This is a genomic window from Streptomyces sp. NPDC046925, from assembly GCF_040644915.1.
In the GTDB taxonomy this organism is placed as follows: domain Bacteria; phylum Actinomycetota; class Actinomycetes; order Streptomycetales; family Streptomycetaceae; genus Streptomyces.
Genome location: NZ_JBEYWZ010000002.1, coordinates 632,413 through 652,378 on the forward strand (window position 1 = coordinate 632,413; position 19,966 = coordinate 652,378).

The window sequence follows — 19,966 nt, forward strand, 5'->3', positions numbered from 1 at the left end:
TCTAGGTCCTCTGCACCTGAAGGACGTGGAGATCCGGGGCGTACCGGTGAACAGGCGTCTGCCGTACGGGGTGTGCGGGGGCCGGAGCCGCGGGCAGTGCCGCCTCTCCCGGTGTCGTCGGCGCCGACGGCTCGGGCGCCGGGAGGGTGATCGCCGTGGCGTGCGCGGCGGAGGCGCACCGGTCGGCGGGGGGACAGCTGTGGCCGAGCGACGCTTCCCCGGCGGAGGCCGGGCCACCGGCCGCGGCTGCCGCTGAAGTCATGGACGCCACGGAGGCCGTGGACTCCGCGGAGGACGAGACGACATCACGGGCGCGGGGGTCGTCGTGATGGGCCGCGGTGCCGAAACACACGCACAGGAGCGCCAGCAGGGTGGCCAGGCCGATCCCGAACACGGTGCAGCGTGCGGCGGTACGCCGCTCTTCGCCCACCGTGTCCCGCAGACCTGACGCCATGGCCGCAGATAGTAGCCGCCGCCGGGTCCGTGCCGGGGCCCGGGGCGGTATGGGGCAGGGGCGCCGAAGGGCCGCCCCGCTCACGCCCCGTGGTGGGCGAGGGCCAGGTGCGGGTCCGGGACGCCGGGCGCGGCCGCCGGGTCGGCGTGCACCAGGGCGGCGGTCAGCTTCGGCACCGCGTGCAGCAGGGCGTGCTCGGCGTCGACCGCGACCTCGTGCGCATCGCGTACCGACAACTCCCCGTCCACGACCACCGCCACCTCCGCGCGCAGCCGGTGCCCGATCCAGCGAAGGCGCAGTTCGCCGACCCCGCGTACACCGGGAACCGTCAGGAGCGCCTGCTCCGCCGCGTCGACCAGGGCGGGATCGACCGCGTCCATCACCCGGCGGAAGACCTCGCGCGCCGCGTCGCGCAGGACCAGCAGGATCGCGGCGGTGATCAGCAGGCCCACGATCGGGTCGGCGAGCCGCCAGCCGAGTGCGGCACCGCCCGCGCTCAACAGGACGGCCAGGGAGGTGAATCCGTCCGTGCGGGCGTGCAGACCGTCGGCGACCAGGGCGGCCGAGCCGATCTCACGGCCGACGCGGATGCGGTAGCGGGCGACCCATTCGTTGCCGATGAAGCCGATGACCGCGGCGGCCGCCACCACCCAGAGGTGCTCCAGGGTGCGGGGATCGAGGAGCCGGTCGATCGCCGCCCAGGCCGCGAAGGCCGCCGATGCGGCGATCGTGAGGAGAATGACGATGCCCGCGAGGTCCTCGGCGCGGCCGTAGCCGTAGGTGAAGCGGCGGGTGGCGGCCCGGCGGCCCAGGACGAAGGCGATGCCGAGGGGGATCGCGGTCAGGGCGTCCGCCGTGTTGTGCACGGTGTCGCCGAGGAGGGCGACCGAGCCGGTGAGCAGCACGATGACCGCCTGGGCGCCGGCCGTCACGCCCAGGACGGCCAGTGAGATCCACAGTGCGCGCATGCCGCGCGCGGAGGATTCAAGGGCCGGATCGACCTTGTCGGCGGTCTCGTGCGAGTGCGGCTTCAGGACATGCCCGGCCTTGTGCCGCCAACGGGCCAGGCGCCCCGCTCCGTCCGGCGCATGACCGTGGCCGTGGCCGCTGTCGTGGTCGTGGTCGTGGTGGTCTTCGTGGCCATGGTGCGGAGGGTGGGGGTGTCCGTGCTGTCCGTGCTGCTCGCTCACGAGTACGGCCTTCCGACGCGGGACGGGAGAGTGGACACCGCGAGGCGCCCTCGCTCATTATGTGCGTATGAGCGCACGCATGCACCTATCACCTGCGCACGGTGCGCACCCGCAAGATCCGGGCGCCGAGCACTTCGCGCACGCGGCCGAGGTTCTCGGCCTCCTCGCCGACCGCACCCGCCTCGCCCTGCTGCACACCCTCGCCAAGGGCGAGGCGGACGTCACGACACTGACGGCCGCGTGCGGAGCCGCGCGCCCGGCAGTCAGCCAGCACCTGGCCAAACTGCGCATCGCCGGGCTCGTGTCCGTACGCAAGGAGGGGCGGCGGATGGTCTACGGCCCGCCCGACGGGCACCTGCGACGCGTAGTCGACGAGGTCCTGAACCTCGCCGACCATCACCTCGGCGGCGCGACCGCCCACGACTGAGCGTCCCTCAGGTGTAGCTGCGCCTGCCGCGCCGGTAGGCGATCTCGCCCAGGGCGATGTCCACGGCGAGGAAGGCGGCCAGCGGGATGCCGAGCAGCGGCACGTAGTAGCCGAGCACGGCGATCGCCGCCATCAGCGGGACCAGGACGTACGCCGGTACGTTCTGCCACGCCCCGCGCGGCATCGGACGCCCGAAGGAACCGCCGCGTCCGCGCTGCCACCACATGCGGTACCCCCACACGATCATCAGGATCAGGCCGAGGGCGAGGGCGGCGAGGACGATCTGGTTGCCGAGCCCGAACAGCGTGCCGGTGTGCGCGTCGATGCCCCAGCGGGTCAGCTTGGCGAGCAGGGGGTAGTCGGCGAACCGCAGCACTTCGCCGACCTCGCCGGTGGCCGGGTCGACGGCCACGGAGTCCTGCTTCTCGGGCCAGCTGCGCTGGATCTGCCGGACGACGTACGCCGATGACGCGTCGGCGGGCGGCACGATCTCCACCGGGTTGGAGAGCCCCTCGGCCCTGGCCGCCTTCAGGACGGCGTCGAGTCCGACGCTCTCGCCTCCGGCGGCGCCGCCCGAGCCCGATCCGCCGTGCCCCGCGTGCTCTCCGCCGCCCCCGGCGCTCGCCGTCAGCTCGGGTGTCGTCTGCCCGATGGCCTGCCGCAGGTCACCGACGCTCGCACCGGCGTACGTCGACCAGGTCAGCCCCGTCGCCGAGAGGAGGATCAGCCCGACGGCGGCCCATACGCCCACCGAGCCGTGCAGCGAGAGCGTGCGCCGGCGGCCGGTGGCCCCGCGCACCTTGCGCCGGGAGCGGCGGCGTCCGAACCACAGCGCCAGACCGCCGCCCGAGATCACCCACAGCCAGCTGGCGGCGAGTTCGCTGTAGAGCCGTCCGGTCTCCCCCAGGTGCAGATCGCGGTGGAGCTCGTCGATCCAGGTGCGCAGCGGCAGGGCGCCGGTGGAGCCGTACTGCTCCAGGGCGCCGCGTACTTCGCCGTTGTACGGGTTCACGAACACGGCGAGGGTGTGGTCGGCGTCCACGCCCGGTGTTCCGGACAGGAGCACGCGGGTGGTCGCGCCGTCCTCCGGCGAGGGCCGCACCGCGCTGACCGTGCCTTCGGGGTGTGCTGCGCGGGCCGCGGCCACCTGTTTCGAGATCGGCAGCTCTGTCTTGTTCTCGCCGACGGGGACGCGCAGTTCGTGGGAGTACACGATCTTCTCGGCCTGGTACGAGCAGGCGTACAGGAGTCCCGTGGTGGCGGCGACGAGTATGAAGGGGGCGATGAGCACCCCTGCGTAGAAGTGCAGGCGCAGTACGAGCGGACGCAGCGACGCCCATCCGGACCGTCCTGCGGAGGGCGGAGCCCCCTGGGTCTCCTGCCCCTCGTCCGGGGCCAGGAGTGTGGGTTCGGCGGACATGAGCTGCTCTCCCGGGTGAAAGGTGGCGCGAATGGGCCGTTGGGGCCGGTGCAGGAGTCGGCCGGAGGGGCGGAAGAGTTCCCGCCGCATCGCGGGATTTATGTGACGCGCGCCACACGACACCACGTTGGCTTCGCGCTGGATTTCGCGCTGTCACAGGGTCGGTCCGCCGCGGAGACGTGCGCGCGGCGATTGGCGTACCCGCGCCCTTCACCGGTGCCGAGGGCGGCACTAGCGTCGAGTGACCGGGAAACCTCGGGGCCGGCGAACGCCGGGCTCCCAGGCCCCTCAAGACTCCGTTGGAGGCGCGATGCTCCAGACACGCGAGTTGTTCGACAGCCTTGCCTCTCGTGCCGACCACCTCGACAACCGGACCCTGGCCACCGCCGCCGACGCCCTCGCCGCGTGCGAACAGGCCGTCACCGCCTGCGCGGTCGGCATGCTCGCCGAGAAGGAGGCCGATGAGTTGCGGGCCGCCGTCAACCGCGATCTGAACTGTGCCGACGTGGCCTCGGCCACCCGGCGGGTCCTGACGCGCGGCACGGACGCCGATCACGGGCTGCTGGCGGCGCAGTTGCAGGCGTGCGTGATGGCCTGCGACGACAGTCACCAGTTGTGCGCGCGGCACGCGGCGCAGCACGAGCACTGCCGCCTCTGCTCGGAGGCCACCGAACGCGCGGCGTCCGCCTGCCGCGAGGTCATGCGGAGTTTGCGGGCCTAGCCGGGCCGGGCGAGCCGGTCTTCCGGGCGCCCCCGGCCCGGTTCGCTCCGCGGGCGCCGATCCGGCAAACTGCCCGGATGGACTATGAGTTCTGGAACGACATTCACCAACGCGGCGGCATCTCCGCGGTCAAGAGCGCCCTGGAGGAGCTGGCGGAACGCGCATCGGCACAGGACGTGGACGCCGCGATGGATCTGGCCTGCCAGGTCATCGCCGACGACACCGCCCGCCTCCAGGCGCGCGCGGATCAGGCCGAGGCCAGACTGCGGATGCTGACCGACGAGGCGCGCGAGGTGGAACGGCAGGTCGACGCGCACGCCGCCGAGGGGTCCGCCCAGCCACCGCGTGAGTGAGTGCACCGACGGCTACGGGGTGGTCCGCCGCTGGGCCCGTTGTGGTCAGATCCCGAGAACGGCCTTCGCCGTCATGAAGTAGATGACCAGGCCGGTCGCGTCGACCAGCGTGGTGACCATCGGCGCCGACACCACGGCCGGGTCGATCCGCAGCCGCCTGGCCAGCAACGGCATCGTGCCGCCGATGGTCGCCGCCCACCCGCAGATGACCACCAGGGTGATCCCGACGACCAGGGCGATCTTGGCGCTGACGAACACCGCGCCCACCACCACGCCGAGGACCGCGAGCAGCGAGCCAAGGACCAGACCGACCCGGCACTCCCGCCATATGACCTTCAGGAGGTCCGATCCGCGCACTTCGCCGACGGCCAGGGCACGCACGCAGGCGGTCGCGGCCTGGGCACCGGCGTTGCCGCCCGCGCCGATGAGCATCGGGATGAACATGGCCAGCTGCGCCGCCTTCTCCAAGGTGCCCTCGAAGGACTGCGTCACGCTGACGGTCAGCGTCGCCGCGACGAGCAGCAGGCTCAGCCACAGGGCCCGGTAGCGCGCGAGCTGCCAGACCGTCGCGGCCATGTAGTGCCCGGCCCAGGGTGCGGCTCCCGCCTGCCGGGCCACGTCCTCGGTGTCGGCGGCCTCGATGACTTCGAGGGCGTCATCGATGGTGAGCAGACCGACGAGGCGGTTCTCGCCGTCGACGACCGGCAGGTTCAGGTCGTTGGTCTCGCGCATCAGCCGGGCCGCACGCTCGGCCGAGTCGGTGGCGGACACGGACGCCGGCTCGGAGACGACCAGCGCCGAGACCATGGACTCCGGCGGGCTGAGCACCAGTTCGCGCAGCTCCGCGATGCCGGTCAGGCGCCGTCCTTCGTCCACCACGGGCAGCGTGTAGACCGTCTCGGCCCGACCGCCCTCCTCCCGTACGACCTCCAGCGCCTGCCGCACGGTGAGGTTCTGACCGAGCGCCACGACCTCGGGGGTCATGTAGCGGCCGACGGAGCCCTCCGGGTAGCCGAGCAGGGCGGAGGTCATCCGCCGCTCGTTCGGGCTCAGCCCGGCGAGCACCCGCTCGGCGATCTTGGCGGGTGCTTCGCGCAGCATCCGCGCCCGGTCGTCGGGGTCCATGCCCTCGACGAGCTCCCGGAAGGTGTGATCGCGCAGTCCCTCCAGGATCTGCTGCTGGTCGACCGGCTCCAGCTCCTCGAAGACGGCCAGGGCCCGGTCCTTGTCCAGGAGCCGGAACGCCATGCCCGCGTCGGCCGTGTCCATCCGGCCGAGCTCGTCGGCGATCACATGCGGCGGATTGGTCTCCAACCACTCCAGGGCGGCGTGCAGTTGATGGCCCTTGACTATGTCCTGCAACGACTCGGGGAGATCCGGATGGAGCTCTTCGGACAGGTTCGTCTGAGGCATGGGTCAGGTCCTCGGCACGGCGGTGAGACACGACACGGGCACCCAGGGACAGAGCGCGCCGCTGAAGGCTACACGGCCCGGCGAAGGCATCGGGGGCATACCCCCTCGCCGCTCACTACCGCTGGTCCCGGGCCAGAACGGACTCGATGCCGTGCCGCCGCTCCCCCATGACCTGCCTGCAGTTGGCCGCCTCTGCAGCCGGGCCGAAGACGTCCCGGGAACGCCGCGCCGCCACCGCCGCCGAGGTGTCGGCGGCCACGAGGTCGGCGTTGATCGCTGTCGCCGCCGTCATCCCCGAGGCCGCGGCCACCATGACACCGGCCATGAGATCGGTGACGTTGCCCGCGGCCCACACACCCTCGACACCGGTGAACCCGGTCGGGTCCGACGCCACGTAACTGCCCACGCCCATCGGGTGGTCGACGCGCTCGAGACCGAGTCCGGCCGGCACGGTGCCGCGTGCCTCGAAGCGCGGCGCCACGGCCAGAGCCCGTACCGGGATGCGCTTGCCCGAAGCCAGCCGCACGCCGGAGAGCCGGTCCTCCTCGACTTCGAGGCCGGTCACCTCGCCGTCGACCACCGCGATGCCACGCGCGGCCAGTTGCTCCCACTGCTCGTCGGCCAGCTCACCCGGGGTGTGCAGGAACACCGTCACCCGCGCCGACCACTGCCGGAACAGCAGCGCCTGATGTACGGCCGCGGGGCCGGTGGCGAGGACGCCGATCGGCTCGTCGCGCACCTCCCAGCCGTGGCAGTACGGGCAGTGCAGGACGTCACGGCCCCACCGCTCGCGCACGCCGGGGACATCGGGCAGTTCATCGACGAGCCCCGTCGTCACCAGGAGGCGCCGCGCGCCAAGGCTGCGGCCGCCCTCGGTGTCCACGACGAAGCCCCCGGGAGCCCGGCGGACTCCCGTGACCCGGTCCGACACGATCCGTCCGCCATAACCGGCGATCTCGTCACGGCCGATCCGCAGCAGTTCGCCCGGCGCGAGGCCCTCACGGGACAGGAACCCGTGCACCCCGTCGGCGGGCGCGTTGCGCGGCTCCCCGGAGTCGACCACCAGAACGGAACGCCTGGCCCTGGCCAGGGTCAGCGCCGCCGAAAGCCCGGCGGCGCCGCCCCCGATGACCAGCACGTCCACGTTCGGGTTCACGGCGTCGGCGATGTCTCGCTCGTTGATTTCAGTCATGCGGACACCGTGCGCCCGTCACTTCCCAAGCGGCAATCTTTCTTGCCGCTTCAGCAAGAATCCAATTTCGCCGGGTCAACCGCGTCGGCCATCACCCGCATACCCTTGTCGTTGGGGTGGAGATGGTCGCCGCCGTCGAACACCGGCAGCAGCCGTTCCGGGTCGTACGGGCTGCGCAGCGCCTTGTCGAAGTCGGTCACGGCATCCAGCTCGCCGCTGCTCCTGATGAAGTCGTTGACCTCCTGGCGCACCGCCTCACCGGCGGCGTCGAACTCCGACCAGCCCTTGAAGGGCAGGATCGTGCCGCCCGCCACGCACGTGCCCGCCGCGTGCGCCCGGTCGATGATCTGGCGGTATCCGGCGATGAGTTGGTCCGCGGTGACTCCGGTGTGGGCCTTGATGTCGTTGATGCCCTCGAACAGGAACACCGTGCGCACGCCCGGTTGGGACAGGACGTCGCGTTGCAGCCGGACCAGGGCGCTCTGCCCTGCGCCGTCCGCGAGGACCTTGTTGCCGGAGATGCCCTCGTTGGCGACGCCCTTGACGCCGGACCCTGACCCGCTCTGCAGCCGCCGGGACAGATAGTCGGGCCAGCGGCGGTTCGTGTCGCTCGTGGACTGCCAGCCGTCGGTGATGGAGTCACCGAGCGCGACCACGGCGCCCGTGTCCGCCCCGCTCTCCACGCTCACCGCGTCGAGATAGAACCACGAGCCGATCCGCTCGCTCCAGCTGCCGTCACCCTCCTCGCCGGCATGGTCTCCGGCGGCCGTGTACGACGTCTGCATGGCCATGCCGTGCCCCGTCGCCTGGCCTGCGGCATCGGACACGTACAGGCTGACGACCAGATCGCTCTGTGCCGCGAGCCGCCCGGGCAGCGGGTCGCTGGTGACGCTGTCGCCCGGCGCGACCGTGACCGACCGCGCGCCCCCGAAGGCGATCCGCCGGTTGCTGCCGGGCACCAGCCGGGCGCCCTCCGCGCGCACTCCGGCGTAGACGCTCCCGAAGGTCACCGGCCGGTCCCCGAACGCGTTGGACAGCCTGATGCGCGGATGGGTGCCGCCGACGCTGGTGCGCACGACGAGGCGGTAGCTGCGGTCGGCCGCAGCCGGACCTAGCCGGTCGGCGCTGGCTCCCCAGGTGACGACCTGGTGCCGGGACGCCTTCCCCGACCCCACCGCCGATGCCGCCGATGCCGCCGATGCCGCCGCCGTCGCTGCAGCCGGTAAGCCGAGCGCGAGGACGAGCCCGCAGACGATGCCGAGCACGACGCCACCCCGCGCGGACCACGGCCGGGCCCTCACTTCCCCGCTCCCCGCAGCACGATGGATCCGCCCGGCTTGAGGGCGACCTTCCGCGTGACTCCCCCGTACGAGACGGTGGTGCCGCGTCCGCCGACACTGCGCAGCCGCGCCTCGGTGACCTTCCCGGCCCGCCAGCGCAGGTCGACGACGAAGCCGCCGCGTGCGCCGACTCCGGTGATCGAACCGGAGCGGGCCCAGGCCTCGGGGAGGGCGGGGAGCAGCTCGATGTGGCCCGGGCGCGAATAGACCAGCATTTCGAGCATCGCCGTCGCGGTGCCGAAGTTGGAGTCGATCTGGAAGATGCCGCGGCCCTTCTCCACCTCGTAGATGTCGAAGAGGTTCATCGCGGTGCCGTTGCTGCCGCCGGTGGACGGCCGCAGGTTGTTCACCACCAACTGGTAGGCCTTGTCCGCGTCCTTCAGGCGTGCCCAGCACAGGCTGCGCCAGGCGTTCGCCCAGCCGAAGCTCTCCGTGCCGCGCGCGGTGAGCAGCGCCGTCGCCCCGTCGACCAGGGCCTTGGGGGTCGAGTCGTCCGGGCGGATCCGGTCGCCGGGGAAGAGCTGGACCAGCGGGGAGAGGTGCCGGTGGGTGGTCTCGCCCAGGTTGTCGGGGGACATCCATTCCTGGAGCCAGCCGGTCTTCGGGCTCACTCGCGGGAGGTGGAGGCGGTCCTGGAGGGCGCCGATGGTCTTGCCATGGGCGGTGTCCTTGCCGAGGACGGAGCAGGAGGTGCGGTAGTTCTCGAAGAGCGCCCAGACCAGTTCCTGTGCGTAGGTGATGCCCTTGGCGTCCAGCGGGCCGTGCTCGGGGGACCAGTCGCTGTCGGCGATCAGGACCTCGCGGCTCTCGCCGGTCGCTTCGTCGGTGACGGTCGTGGTGAGCAGCCGGGCCTCCCAGAACTCGCAGGCGCCCTTGAGCAGCGGGTGGATTCTGGCGAGGTAGGCCCGGTCCCTGGTGAATTCGTAGTGCTCGAAGAGGGAGTTGGACAGCCAGGCGTTGCCCGCGGGGTGCCACCACCAGCCGTTGCCGCCGTGGATGTTGGTGGAGATGGCCACGGTCCAGCCCGCGATCTTCCCGGTGGAGTTGCGGTAGCGGTTGCGCGGGTCGTTGAACAGGGTGCGGGTGAGTTCGGTCCAGGAGGGCAGCTGGGCGAGGCAGTAGTCGGCGTAGGCGTCGAAGCAGGTGGAGAGTGCCGCCCGGTCGGCCATCCAGTAGTTCATCTGGATGTTGATGTCCGTGTGGTAATCCCCCATCCAGTCCGGGTCGTTGCCGTCCAGCCACAGCCCCTGGAGATTGAGCGGCAGGCTGTCCCGGGACCCGGCGATCATGAGGTAGCGGCCGAACTGGAGGTAGGAGGCTTCGAGTTCGGGGTCCGCCTCGCCGTCGCGGGCCCGTGCCTGTACGCGTTCCCAGGTGTCGAGGCCGCGTTGCGTCCGGGACGACGTGCCGAGCGAGACGTCCATCCGCTCGAACAGGCGCCGGTGGTCGGCGACGTGGGAGTGCAGGAGCGTGGCGGCCGGGTGGCGGGCCGCCGCGAGGACCTTGGTCCTGGCCAGGCGTTGCGGATCGAGGGAGGGGTCGCGGTAGTCGGCGGCCGCGTCGGGCGCGTAATTGGTGCCGCCGCTGACCACGACCGTGAGCTCCTTGCATCCGGTGAAGGAGATCCGCGGGCCTTCGACGGCGATGGTGCCGGTGGTGCTGTACGCCGTCACCGCGGCGCCGTAGCGCAGCCCGCCGTCGGGGAAGGCTGCACCGAAGGAGGCGGTACGGGGGCCGTGCGCGACGGTGGTCTCGTCGTGGGTACCCGCCAGGGTCACCGTTCCGGTGTAGTGCCCGCCGCCCGTCTGGGAGAAGTGCAGGACGATGGCGTCGTCGGGATGGCTGGCGAAGATCCGGCGCCGGTAGGTCACCCCCGAGCGGACGTACGAGGAGGTGACGAACCCCTGGCTGATGTCGAGTTCGCGGCGGTAGTCGGAGACCGCCGAGAGGTCGTGGTCGGGCAGGTCGACGGTCAGCCGTCCCAGAAGGGTGAAGGAGCCGAAGTCGGCCCGCCCGTAGGGGTATTGGCCGTCGGCGTCGAGGGTGGCGTTGCGGCCGCCGGTCCACAGGGTGGCGTCGGTGATCAGGAGGAGTTCGCGGGCGGGGTCGTTGCCGGTGAGGGCGCCCAGGCGTCCGTTGCCCACGGGCAGGCCCTGCTCGATCATCGCCCGGTCGGATGCGGGCGCCTGGTACCAGAAGCGGGTCGTCGCCCCTTCGGCGAGGAGAGGTGATTCCGGCTGCCGGGGGACGGGGGCGGAGTCCGCGAAGGCGGGCAGAGCGCCCAGTGCGGTGAAGGCGCCCGCGGCGGCGGCCACCGAGAGGATGTCGCGGCGTCTCGGTCTGGAGCGGGGTGAGTCGGTGTGCTGGTCGTCGTCCACTGGGCACTCCGTTCAGGGGAAAGTGCGTGCGGGAGGAGCCGTACGGATTCGGGGCCTCAGGAACGCTTCGGTACGGCGATGCGGTCGACGTCCGGGGCGTATCCGTCGCCGCTGTCGAAGGTGACCGTGTTGCTGCCGGCCTTGAGGGTCACCGGCACGCCGATCGTCTCCGCGCTCCCCCAGTCCCCGGTGGAGGGGAACCTCAGGGCGGTGGAGCCGTTGCCGTTGGCGGAGACCTGGACGGTGCGGGGGTCACCGCTGACGTACGCGACGTCGATCACGTAGCGGCCGGGCTTGCGCACCACGACGTCGTTGAACCGGAGCTTTCCGCCCTGGTAGAGATTGCCGACCTTGCTGCCGCCCGAGCACGCGGCGCAGTCGCCGACCGTCGCGTTGCCGCTGAGGGTGTTGGCGCCGGACTCGGCCTCGTACGCCGTCTTCTGCAGCTGGGGGCCACGGGGTGCGACGGTGAACAGGCGTGAGCCGTGCGCCGGGAGTGTCTGGGTCACCTTGTCCTTGTAGGTGCCGAGGTCCTCGTGGTTCCACAGGTCGCGGACCTTGCCGCGGCCCGAGAACCCGAGGGTCGAGAAGTCGGCGGTGACGGCGGCGGGCGAGTCACCGAGGTTGAAGAGGGCCACGGTGTGGCTGCCGTCGGCGTTCTTCGCGCTCCAGACCTGCCGGTCGCCGGAGGCGGTGACGGGCCTCGCCGGTGGTGTGCTGCCCTGGTTGAGGGCGATGACCTCGCGGTTGGTCAGGAGGGACACGCCGTAGTCGTCCAGGCGGGTGAGGTCGTCGCCGGTGTAGAGGGGCGACTTGGCGATGGCCCACAGGGTCGCGTAGCTCTGCCGTTCGGCCTTGGTCAGGCCGTCCATCTCGCCGTTGCCCACGTTCAGGGAGTCGAGGTCGTTCCAGCCGCCGGGACCGGCGTGCCGGGTCCAGCCGGGGGCGTCGTCCCAGCGGTCGTCGACGGAGTTCTCCCACGACACCAGGGTGTTGCAGTAGCACTCGACGTCCGTGTCGATGCGCCAGCCGTTGGAGTACTTCTTCCAGTCGGCCACGCGGTCGATGTCGAGCGACCAGGAGATTTCCAGGTGGATGGGGCGCCCGGCCCTGGCGATCGCCTTCTTCCAGGCGGCCACGTCGGCGACGTTGTCGTAGTTGTCGCCGCTCTTGGACGAGCCGGGGCCGACGCCGTCCAGCTTGAGGAAGTCATAGCCCCAGTCGGCGAAGAGCCGGGCCTGGGAGTCGATGTACTTCTGCGCGCAGGGATCGGAGAAGTCCAGCTTGTACGCGCTGTCCCAGCCGTTGGTGGTGCGCAGGTCGTCGTGGACGATGTCGGCGGTGGTGCAGCCCTCGGCGTTCCAGATGGGCACCTTGCCCTCGCCGTACGCCTCCTTCTCCAGGCCCACCGGCAGGTAGATGCCCGCCTTGAGGCCCTTGGCGTGGATGTCGTCGGCGACCGGTTTCATGCCGCGCGGGAAGCGGCCCGCGTCCGGTGCCTGGCGGGCGTGGGCGTCGAACTGTGGCTTCCACGCCATGTCGCGCCACCAGCCGGCGTCGATGTTGACGTACTCGTAGCCGTACTTCTTGAGCTTGGCCGCCATGGCGTCGGTCTGCTTGAGGACGTTCTTCTCGGTGAGGTAGCTGTAGTCGCCGTCGGGGTTGAGTCCGGGGTACTTCGAGGACTGCATGGACCAACTGGTCCAGCCCATGTACGGCTTCTGGGCCAGGTCCGCGGCGGGCGTCGCGCGGGCCGCGGGGGCGGCAGTGGCGGGCACGGCCGTCGTCGGTCCGGCGGCCAGGGCCAGAACGAGCACGGAGGAGTACAGGGACGACCGCATGGGCCGCACCTCCAGGGGTGTCGGGGGCAGGGGGTCAGCCCTTGCCGGAACCGATGGTCAGCCCGCTGATGAACTGGCGCTGGAGCGCGAAGTACACCAGCAGGGTGGGGATCGCGGTCATGAGCGCACCGGCCGCGATGAGGTTGGGATTGGTGAAGTACTGGCCCTGGAGGTTGGCGAGCGCCGAGGTGATGGGCCGCTTGTCGCCGGTGTCGATCAGGGCGAGGGACCAGAAGAAGTCGTTGTAGATCCAGATGGATTCGAGGGTGGCGAGCGCGGCGAACGCGGGCCGGCACAGCGGAAGGACGATCTGGAAGAACTGCCGCCACACGGGAGCGCCGTCCACCAGGGATGCCTCGGTGATCTCCTTGGGGATCGTCCGCATGTAGTTGCTCAGGACGAAGGTGCAAAAGCCGCACTGGTAGGCGATGTGGATCGCGATGATGCCCCAGACGGAGTCGTAGAGCAGGAACGAGTCGCTCATCCAGCCGGGCAGGCCGATCTGGAGGTAGAGCCGGTAGAGCGGGGTGACGAGCACCTGTGCGGGCAGCAGGTTGCCCGCGGTGAAGAACATCAGCAGCGCGATGTTCCAGCGGAAGTCGAAGCGCGAGACGAAGAAGGCGACGGCGGCCGAGAAGAGCAGGGTGCCCAGGACCGCGGGGATGGTGATGAGGACGGAGTTCCAGAAGAAGTGCGGCATCCCTGACTGGCTCCAGGCGTCGGAGAAGTTCTCCGCACTGATGCCGTGCGGCCAGGACAGATATCCGTGCTCGCTGGTGTCCTCGTAGGGCCGCAGCGAGGTGTAGACCGCCCACAGCAGCGGGACGAGCCACAGGAGGGCGATCCCGCCGAGGAGGAGGTGGCGGCCGGTCTGCCGCTTGGGGCGGGGAGGCCCGTCGCCCGACGGCGTGACGCGGCGGGTGCGTGAGCCGGCGGCCGGCGGGGTGGCGGTCGCGGTCACTGGTCCTCCTTGCGGAAGGTCTGGACGAGGAAGGCGCAGATGGCGAGCAGGGAGACGACGAGCAGGACGACCGCGAGCGCGGAGCCGTAGCCGATATGGCTGGACTCGCCGATGATGTTGTCGGTGATCAGGAGCGAGAGGAGCTCCATGCCGGGTTTGCTGCCGGTGCCGCCGCCCAGGACGTAGACGATGTCGAAGGCCCGCAGGGACTCCATGACGGTCACGACGAGGATGATGATGTTGACCGGCTTGAGCGCGGGGAAGACCACGCGCAGGAAGGTCTGGCGGCCGTTGGCGCCGTCGAGTGCGGCGGCTTCCTTCAGCGCGGGGTCGAAGCCCTTCAGGCCGGCCAGGTAGAGGATCATGATGTAGCCGGTGTGCCGCCACGCCGACGCGACGAGCACCGCCCAGAGATTGAGGTCCGGGTCGCCGAGCCAGTCGATGGGCTGCTCCGAACCCGCCCCGCCGAGGATGCCGTTGAGCAGTCCGTTGTCGGGGTTGTAGATGATCTCCCAGATGAAGCCGACGACGGCCAGCGAGAGCACCATCGGCAAGAAGATCGCGGTCTGGTAGACGCGCGTGAACCGGATCTTCCGGTCGAGCTGGTAGGCGAGGAAGATGCCGAACGGAGTGGGAAGCAGCGCCGTGAAAAGCAGCCAGATGACATTGTGCTGGACAGCCGGCCAGAACGGCGGGTAGTTGGTGAAGATCTCCCGGTAGTTGTCGAGTCCGGTCCAGCGGATGTCGGACAGCGCGATGCCGTCCCAGCTGGTGAAGGACAGGCCCACGGAGGCGAGTGCCGGCAGCCAGACGAAGACCAGCAGGGCGAGCAGCGGGATACCGACGATGACGGTGAGGAAGACGCGGTCGCCGGGGCCGAGCCGCCGGGGGCGGGCGCGCTTGGAGGGGGACGCTGGGCGCACGGAGGACATGGTGAACCTTCCCGGACCGGGTCAGGCCGTGAAGAAGCGCGAACGCTGGGACTCGATCTTCTTCAGGAGGGCCGTCCCGTCGTCCGGGTGGCCGAGCCATTGGGTGAAGCCCGGCAGGACGACGGTGGAGATGAAGCCCGGGTCGCTGTCGCGGTCGCCGAACTGGGTGATGTGCTTGGCCGACGCGATCAGATCGGCGGACTTCTTCTGCAGGGCGTTGTATTTGCCGGTGTCCGCATCGGAGTTGACGGCTACGTTGCTGGGGTCGACGCCCATGTAGAGGCTCTCGGCTTCGGCGCTGCCGAGGAATTCGAGCAGCTTCGCGGCGCCCTTCGGGTTCTTCGGCTTGCGGCTGAGCATGAAGCCGTCGGTGGGTGCTTCGACGGTCTCCTGGCCGTGGGCGGGTTCGACCTCCGGGAACGGGAAGAAGTCGATGTCCGCGCGCAGTTTCTCGTCGGTGATCTGCTGGCCGAGGAAGAGTCCGATGACCGCCATGCCCGACTTCTTGGCGAGCAGCGACTGGGCGGCGTCCTGCCAGGAACGGCCGCCCGCGCCCTGCTGGTAGAAGCCGCTCAGCTCGCGCCACAGGTCGAGGGTCCTGGTGGTGCGGCGGTCGGTCCAGGCGACCTCGCCCCGCATCAGGTCCATGTGGAAGTCGTAGCCGTTGGCGCGCAGGTTGAGATAGTCGAAGGCCCCCAGGACGGACCAGCTGTCGCCGCCGCCGTAGCCGGACGCGATCGGCGAGAGCCCGTCCTTCTTCATCTGCTTGGCGAGCGCGGTGAACTGGCTCCAGGTGCGCGGGGCTTCGTAGCCCTTCTCCTTGAACACGCTCTTTCGGTAGAAGACGGCCCAGGGGTAGTTGTACAGCGGCACGAAGTAGTACGTGCCGTCCTCGCCCTTCGACAGCTGCTTGGCCGCGTCGCTGAATCCGGAGCCTATTTTCTCCCATACGTCGTCGATGGGACGGGCCAGCTTCTTCTTGGCGAAGTACTGCATGCGGTAGCCCGCGAACCAGGTGAAGACGTCGTCCGGAGTGCCCTGGAGATAGGTGGAGATGCTCTTCTGGAAGGTGTCGTGGTCGACGGTGTTCGTCTTGACCTTGAGTCCGCTGTCCTCGGTGAAGGCGCCGGTGACGGCGGAGTAGGCCTTCTTGGGGGTGGCGTCGGCTCCGTTGGACCCGAAGGTCACCGTCTTCGGGTCGGCGGCCGGTCCGCCGCCGCAGGCGCTCAGGAGCGGGGCGCCGAGGGCGGCGGCACCGATCCCGAGGGAGCCGCGGACGACGGTGCGGCGGCCGGGCTCACGGGCGGGCCGGCCGGCGGGCTGATGGGCGGGAGAGGGACTGCGGCTGGGTTCACCGGCGGGGAAGGGTCTGCGGCTCTGCTGCGTCATCGCACCTGCTCCTAGTACGTGTCTATGCCGATGAAGGACTGGATGGCGGTGGCCGCGGCCCCGCGCGCCCACTCCTCGAAGGGCAGGGGACGTGTCATCACGTCGCACCGGGCGGCCGTGCCGAAGGCGGCGGCGGTGAACGCGTCGCGGATCTGCTCGGCGAACAGGTCGTACGCCGCGAGGCCTTCGCCGGAGATGATCACTCGTTGCGGTCCGAGGACGTTGACGACGGCCCCGATGGCCCGGCCGATCGCCTCCCCGGCACGTGCGTAGGCCTCACGGGCGCCGGGATCACCCCGGTGCGCGAGGTCCAGGGCTGCGGCGGAGTCGGTGACCGGGGCGCCGGTCACCTCGCGGACGCGGCGGATGATGGCCGCGTCGCCTGCGATCGCCTCCACGCAGCCGGTGTTGCCGCAGTGGCACGCGGGACCCAGCGGGTCGATCGGCAGATGGCCGATCTCACCGGCGACGCCGTGCGCGCCGGAGACCACCTTGCCGTGCACCACGAGCCCGCAGCCGATGCCCGCGCCGACGGTCACCAGGGCGAAGTCGGAGATGCCCGCCCCGGCACCGAACCACTGCTCGGCCACGGTCAGCGCGCGGACGTCGTTGTCGACGGTGACGGGCAACCCGGTGACGGCGCTGGCCAGTTCGGCCAGCGGAACGTCGCGCCAGTCCAGGAAGGGCGAGTAGCGCACCACCCCGGCGGCGCGGTCCACGTCGCCGGATACGGCGATGCCGAGCCCGCGCACCTCGACGCCGAATCCCTCGGCCTCCGTGAGGAGTTCCTGGACGAGTCCGGAGATCGAGGCGAGCACGGCTCCGGGCTCGCGGTCGGTGACCGGGAGATGGCGGGCGACGCGGATGCGGCAGCACAGGTCGGCGAGGACCGCGATGATCTCGTCGCCGGTCACCTTGACCCCGATGAACAGGGCCCGCCCGCCGTCGACCCGCACCAGGGTGGCGGGCCGGCCGAGGGAGGGCCGCGCCTCCTCGTCCGCTCCCTCGACGAGGTAACCGGCCGCCATGAGCGGCCGTACCGCCTTGGTGACCGCGGCCGAGGAGAGCGCGGTACGCCGGGAGATCTCGATCCGGGTGAGCGGGCCGTGGGAGAGAACCGTGGTGAAGACCTGGGAGGCGGCAGGTGTGGGTGCCGGGACCACGTCGATCGGAGGGGTCGTCGAGCGCATGGCCGAAACGTAGGGGGTGTTCTTTTCCTCTGTCAATGAAAGAAACAAGGACCTTTCAAGAAGCCTCTCCAGCAGACCAGTAGCTTTCAAATAGCTGTCAGTGCGGGGGTGTTGACAGCTGATCGAAGGGAGTGTTGGCTGCCGCATGTTCTCGAGGCGCCATGTTCTCGAGGCGCTGTCCGAACGTGAGGATCCATGCCTGTGATCTCCTTCGCCCCTGAGACCGGGGTCTGGCTGCTCTGCACTCCGCACACCTCGTACGCGCTCCGGATCGACGAGACCGGAGCGCCCTGCCACCTCGCGTGGGGGCCGCGGCTGACCCTGGCCCAGGCAGAGGAGCTCGCCACTCCCCCTGCATCGCCCCCCAGCAGCTTCGAGGGGCGGCCGCCGGTCGGCGAGGAACTGCCCGTGGACGGCGGGGCACGCTACGGAACCCCCTCGCTCCAGGTGCGCTTCGCCGACGGCACCCGCGCCTTCGAATGGCAGGCGGAGGGCCACCGCGTCCATGAGCCCGCCCCCGGCTCGACCGAACTCGCCCTGGAGTTCCGCGACCGCCACTACCCCCTGGAGATCACCCTCCACTACCGCGTCCACGACGACAGCGACGTCATCGAGCGCTGGAGCGTGCTGCGCAACACCGGCGCGGACCCCGTGACGCTGCTGCGCGCCGACTCAGCCGCATGGACGCTCCCGGCCAGGGACGACTACCGGCTCAGCCATGTCACGGGCCAGTGGTCCGCCGAGACCCGGCTGCACCGCGACCGGGTGCCGTTCGGCGAGACGGTGCTCACCAGCCGCAGGGGCATCACCAGCCATCACGCGAACCCCTGGGTGATGCTCGACGCGGGTGACGCCACCGAGGAGCACGGGCAGGTGTGGAGCGCGGCCCTGGCCTGGAGCGGCAGCTGGCGCGTCACCGTGCAGCGCACCCACGACGGCCGGGCGGGCTTCACCGGCGGCGCGGGCCGCGACGGCATGACCCAACCTCTGTACGGGGGAGCGGAGTTCACCACTCCGCGTCACGCGGGCCTCTACGCGGACGGCGGCTTCGGCGCGACCAGCCGTGCCTGGCACGCCTACGTCCTGGCCCACGTGCTGCCCCACCCCGACGAGACACGCCCCGTGCTCTACAACTCCTGGGAGGCCACCGGCTTCGACGTCGACGAGGCGGGCCAGAAGGCCCTCGCGGCCCGGGCGGCGGCGCTCGGCGCGGAGCTCTACGTCATGGACGACGGCTGGTTCGGCGCGCACCGCCGCGAAGGCTCCGGGCTCGGCGACTGGACGCCCTCCCCCACCCGCTTCCCCGAAGGGCTCACGCCACTGGTGCGCGAGGTGCACCGGCTCGGGATGCGCTTCGGCCTGTGGGTGGAGCCCGAGAGCGTCAGCCCGGACAGCGAGCTCTACCGCAGCCACCCGGACTGGGTCCTGCACTTCCCGCACCGCACCCGCACCGAACTGCGCGGCCAGCTGGTGCTCAACTTCGCCCGCCCCGACGTCGCGGACTGGGCCTACGGGTGGCTGACCCGCCTGGTGGCCGACCACGACATCGACTTCCTCAAGTGGGACATGAACCGTCCTTTCAGCGAGGCGGGCTGGCCGGAGCACCCGGACGGCGCCGACCGTCTGGAAGCGGCATACGTGCACAACCTGTACGGCGTCATCGACCGGCTGCGCGCCGACCACCCCGGCCTGCGGATCGAGGCGTGCAGCGGCGGGGGCGGCCGGATCGACCAGGGCATCCTTTCCCGTACCGACCAGGCGTGGGCCTCGGACAACACCGACGCGGCCGACCGGATCTCCATCCAGCACGGCTACGGCCAGATCTATCCGTCCCGCACGATGGCCGCATGGGTCACCGACGTGCCCAACCAGCTCACCGCCCGGTCGGTGCCGCTGCGCTTCCGCTTCCATGTCGCGATGGCCGGGGTCCTGGGGATCGGCGGCGACCTGACCCGGTGGACCGACGCCGAACTGGCCGAAGGGGCGGACCTGGTGGCCCAGTACAAGCGGGTACGCCATCTCGTGCAGCACGGGACCATGCACCGGCCCCGCGGCCCGGTCGACGACGGCCCCGCCGCGGTGCAGTACACGGCCAAAGACGACAGCGAGGCCCTGCTCCTGGTCTGGCAGCGCTCCCCGCGCCACGGCTCCCCGCGGCCCGTGCTGCTCCTGGGCGGTCTCGACCCCGCCGCCCGCTACCGCGACGCCCGCACGGGCGCGGTGCACTCGGCTGCCGTGCTCGGCCGGTACGGTCTGCACCCCGAACTGCCGCCGGGCGACTGGGCGAGCGCGGCGGTGCATCTGGTGCGCGTCCCCTGACCTGATGCCCCCTTGCGGGTCAACTCGTCTGCCGTGTCGGGAAGTTGCCAACCGGGTAGTACAGAGACACGGCGCGCACGCATCGGGGGGACCGAGTGGCACGTGAACCACGGCGACTGACGCTGACCGAAGCCATCGAGTCGCTGCGTCAGGACTTGGCTGCCGCACAGCAGCAGGGCATCGGCAAGGCCGTCGGATTCTCCGTCGACGGCATCAGTGTGGAACTGGACGTACAGGCCGAACAGAGCGACACCGTCGAGGGCGGTGTCGCGTGGTACGTGAACGCGAAGCGCGGGCGCACCCGCGTCAGGCGCACCGGGACCCGCCTGGTCGTGACGCTGAAGCCCCGCGGCGCCCTGAACGTCGGCGAGCGCGGCGAGCGGCCCCGCGACGCTCCGCCGCCCCGCTCGCCGGGGCCCACGGCTCCCGGCGCGGGAGAGTGATGC

17 protein-coding genes are annotated in these 19,966 nt (G+C 70.9%); 5 read left to right on the forward strand and 12 right to left on the reverse strand.

What is annotated here, in order from left to right:
* Window position 1 precedes the first annotated feature (1 nt).
* Complete coding sequence (locus ABZ906_RS09240) at window positions 2-454, reverse strand: hypothetical protein (protein WP_361379509.1); 453 nt, start codon at window positions 452-454, stop codon at window positions 2-4.
* An 80-nt stretch (window positions 455-534) separates the two neighbouring features.
* Window positions 535-1,644 (reverse strand): cation diffusion facilitator family transporter, encoded by a 1,110-nt coding sequence (locus tag ABZ906_RS09245; RefSeq protein WP_361379512.1) that lies wholly within the window; start codon window positions 1,642-1,644, stop codon window positions 535-537.
* Between the two features lie 79 nt (window positions 1,645-1,723).
* Between ABZ906_RS09245 and ABZ906_RS09250 the strand changes: the two genes are divergently transcribed.
* Window positions 1,724-2,071, forward strand: coding sequence for a metalloregulator ArsR/SmtB family transcription factor (locus ABZ906_RS09250; RefSeq protein ID WP_361379515.1), 348 nt, complete (start codon window positions 1,724-1,726; stop codon window positions 2,069-2,071).
* A gap of 7 nt (window positions 2,072-2,078) precedes the next feature.
* On the opposite strand, the gene ABZ906_RS09255 is transcribed toward ABZ906_RS09250, so the two are convergent.
* Window positions 2,079-3,491, reverse strand: coding sequence for a PepSY domain-containing protein (locus tag ABZ906_RS09255; RefSeq protein WP_361379518.1), 1,413 nt, complete (start codon window positions 3,489-3,491; stop codon window positions 2,079-2,081).
* A gap of 310 nt (window positions 3,492-3,801) precedes the next feature.
* Here ABZ906_RS09255 and ABZ906_RS09260 point away from each other — a divergent pair, with 310 nt between their 5' ends.
* Both ABZ906_RS09260 and ABZ906_RS09265 read left to right on the forward strand, forming a co-directional pair.
* Window positions 3,802-4,212 (forward strand): hypothetical protein, encoded by a 411-nt coding sequence (locus tag ABZ906_RS09260; protein WP_361190497.1) that lies wholly within the window; start codon window positions 3,802-3,804, stop codon window positions 4,210-4,212.
* Window positions 4,213-4,289: 77 nt separating this feature from the next.
* A complete protein-coding gene (locus ABZ906_RS09265) occupies window positions 4,290-4,565 on the forward strand; it encodes a hypothetical protein (RefSeq protein ID WP_361379521.1) in 276 nt (91 codons plus the stop codon).
* 45 nt (window positions 4,566-4,610) lie between these two features.
* Here the strand turns inward: ABZ906_RS09265 and mgtE are convergent, their stop codons facing one another.
* The 9 genes from mgtE to ABZ906_RS09310 form a co-directional block, all read right to left on the reverse strand.
* Window positions 4,611-5,978, reverse strand: coding sequence for a magnesium transporter (gene mgtE, locus ABZ906_RS09270; protein WP_361379524.1), 1,368 nt, complete (start codon window positions 5,976-5,978; stop codon window positions 4,611-4,613).
* Window positions 5,979-6,093: 115 nt separating this feature from the next.
* Window positions 6,094-7,170: an NAD(P)/FAD-dependent oxidoreductase gene (locus ABZ906_RS09275; RefSeq protein ID WP_361379527.1), complete on the reverse strand. Its 1,077-nt coding sequence runs from the start codon at window positions 7,168-7,170 to the stop codon at window positions 6,094-6,096.
* Window positions 7,171-7,220: 50 nt separating this feature from the next.
* Complete coding sequence (locus ABZ906_RS09280; protein WP_361381356.1) at window positions 7,221-8,345, reverse strand: SGNH/GDSL hydrolase family protein; 1,125 nt, start codon at window positions 8,343-8,345, stop codon at window positions 7,221-7,223.
* 122 nt (window positions 8,346-8,467) lie between these two features.
* Window positions 8,468-10,888, reverse strand: a complete 2,421-nt coding sequence (locus ABZ906_RS09285) for a glycoside hydrolase N-terminal domain-containing protein (RefSeq protein WP_361379530.1) — start codon at window positions 10,886-10,888, stop codon at window positions 8,468-8,470.
* 56 nt (window positions 10,889-10,944) lie between these two features.
* Window positions 10,945-12,729, reverse strand: coding sequence for a carbohydrate-binding protein (locus ABZ906_RS09290; RefSeq protein WP_361379533.1), 1,785 nt, complete (start codon window positions 12,727-12,729; stop codon window positions 10,945-10,947).
* A gap of 34 nt (window positions 12,730-12,763) precedes the next feature.
* On the reverse strand, window positions 12,764-13,690 hold the full coding sequence (locus ABZ906_RS09295) for a carbohydrate ABC transporter permease (protein WP_361182530.1): 927 nt from the start codon (window positions 13,688-13,690) through the stop codon (window positions 12,764-12,766).
* On the reverse strand, window positions 13,687-14,613 hold the full coding sequence (locus ABZ906_RS09300; RefSeq protein WP_361379536.1) for a sugar ABC transporter permease: 927 nt from the start codon (window positions 14,611-14,613) through the stop codon (window positions 13,687-13,689). The genes ABZ906_RS09295 and ABZ906_RS09300 overlap by 4 nt, the downstream gene beginning before the upstream one ends.
* Before the next feature lie 30 nt (window positions 14,614-14,643).
* Window positions 14,644-16,011 (reverse strand): ABC transporter substrate-binding protein, encoded by a 1,368-nt coding sequence (locus tag ABZ906_RS09305; protein WP_361379539.1) that lies wholly within the window; start codon window positions 16,009-16,011, stop codon window positions 14,644-14,646.
* A gap of 11 nt (window positions 16,012-16,022) precedes the next feature.
* Entirely contained in the window at window positions 16,023-17,201 is a 1,179-nt protein-coding gene (locus ABZ906_RS09310) for an ROK family transcriptional regulator (protein ID WP_361379541.1), read from the reverse strand.
* Between the two features lie 195 nt (window positions 17,202-17,396).
* Between ABZ906_RS09310 and ABZ906_RS09315 the strand changes: the two genes are divergently transcribed.
* Complete coding sequence (locus ABZ906_RS09315; RefSeq protein WP_361379544.1) at window positions 17,397-19,520, forward strand: alpha-galactosidase; 2,124 nt, start codon at window positions 17,397-17,399, stop codon at window positions 19,518-19,520.
* A 95-nt stretch (window positions 19,521-19,615) separates the two neighbouring features.
* On the forward strand, window positions 19,616-19,963 hold the full coding sequence (locus ABZ906_RS09320) for a trypco2 family protein (RefSeq protein ID WP_361182539.1): 348 nt from the start codon (window positions 19,616-19,618) through the stop codon (window positions 19,961-19,963).
* The last annotated feature ends 3 nt before the right edge of the window (window positions 19,964-19,966 follow it).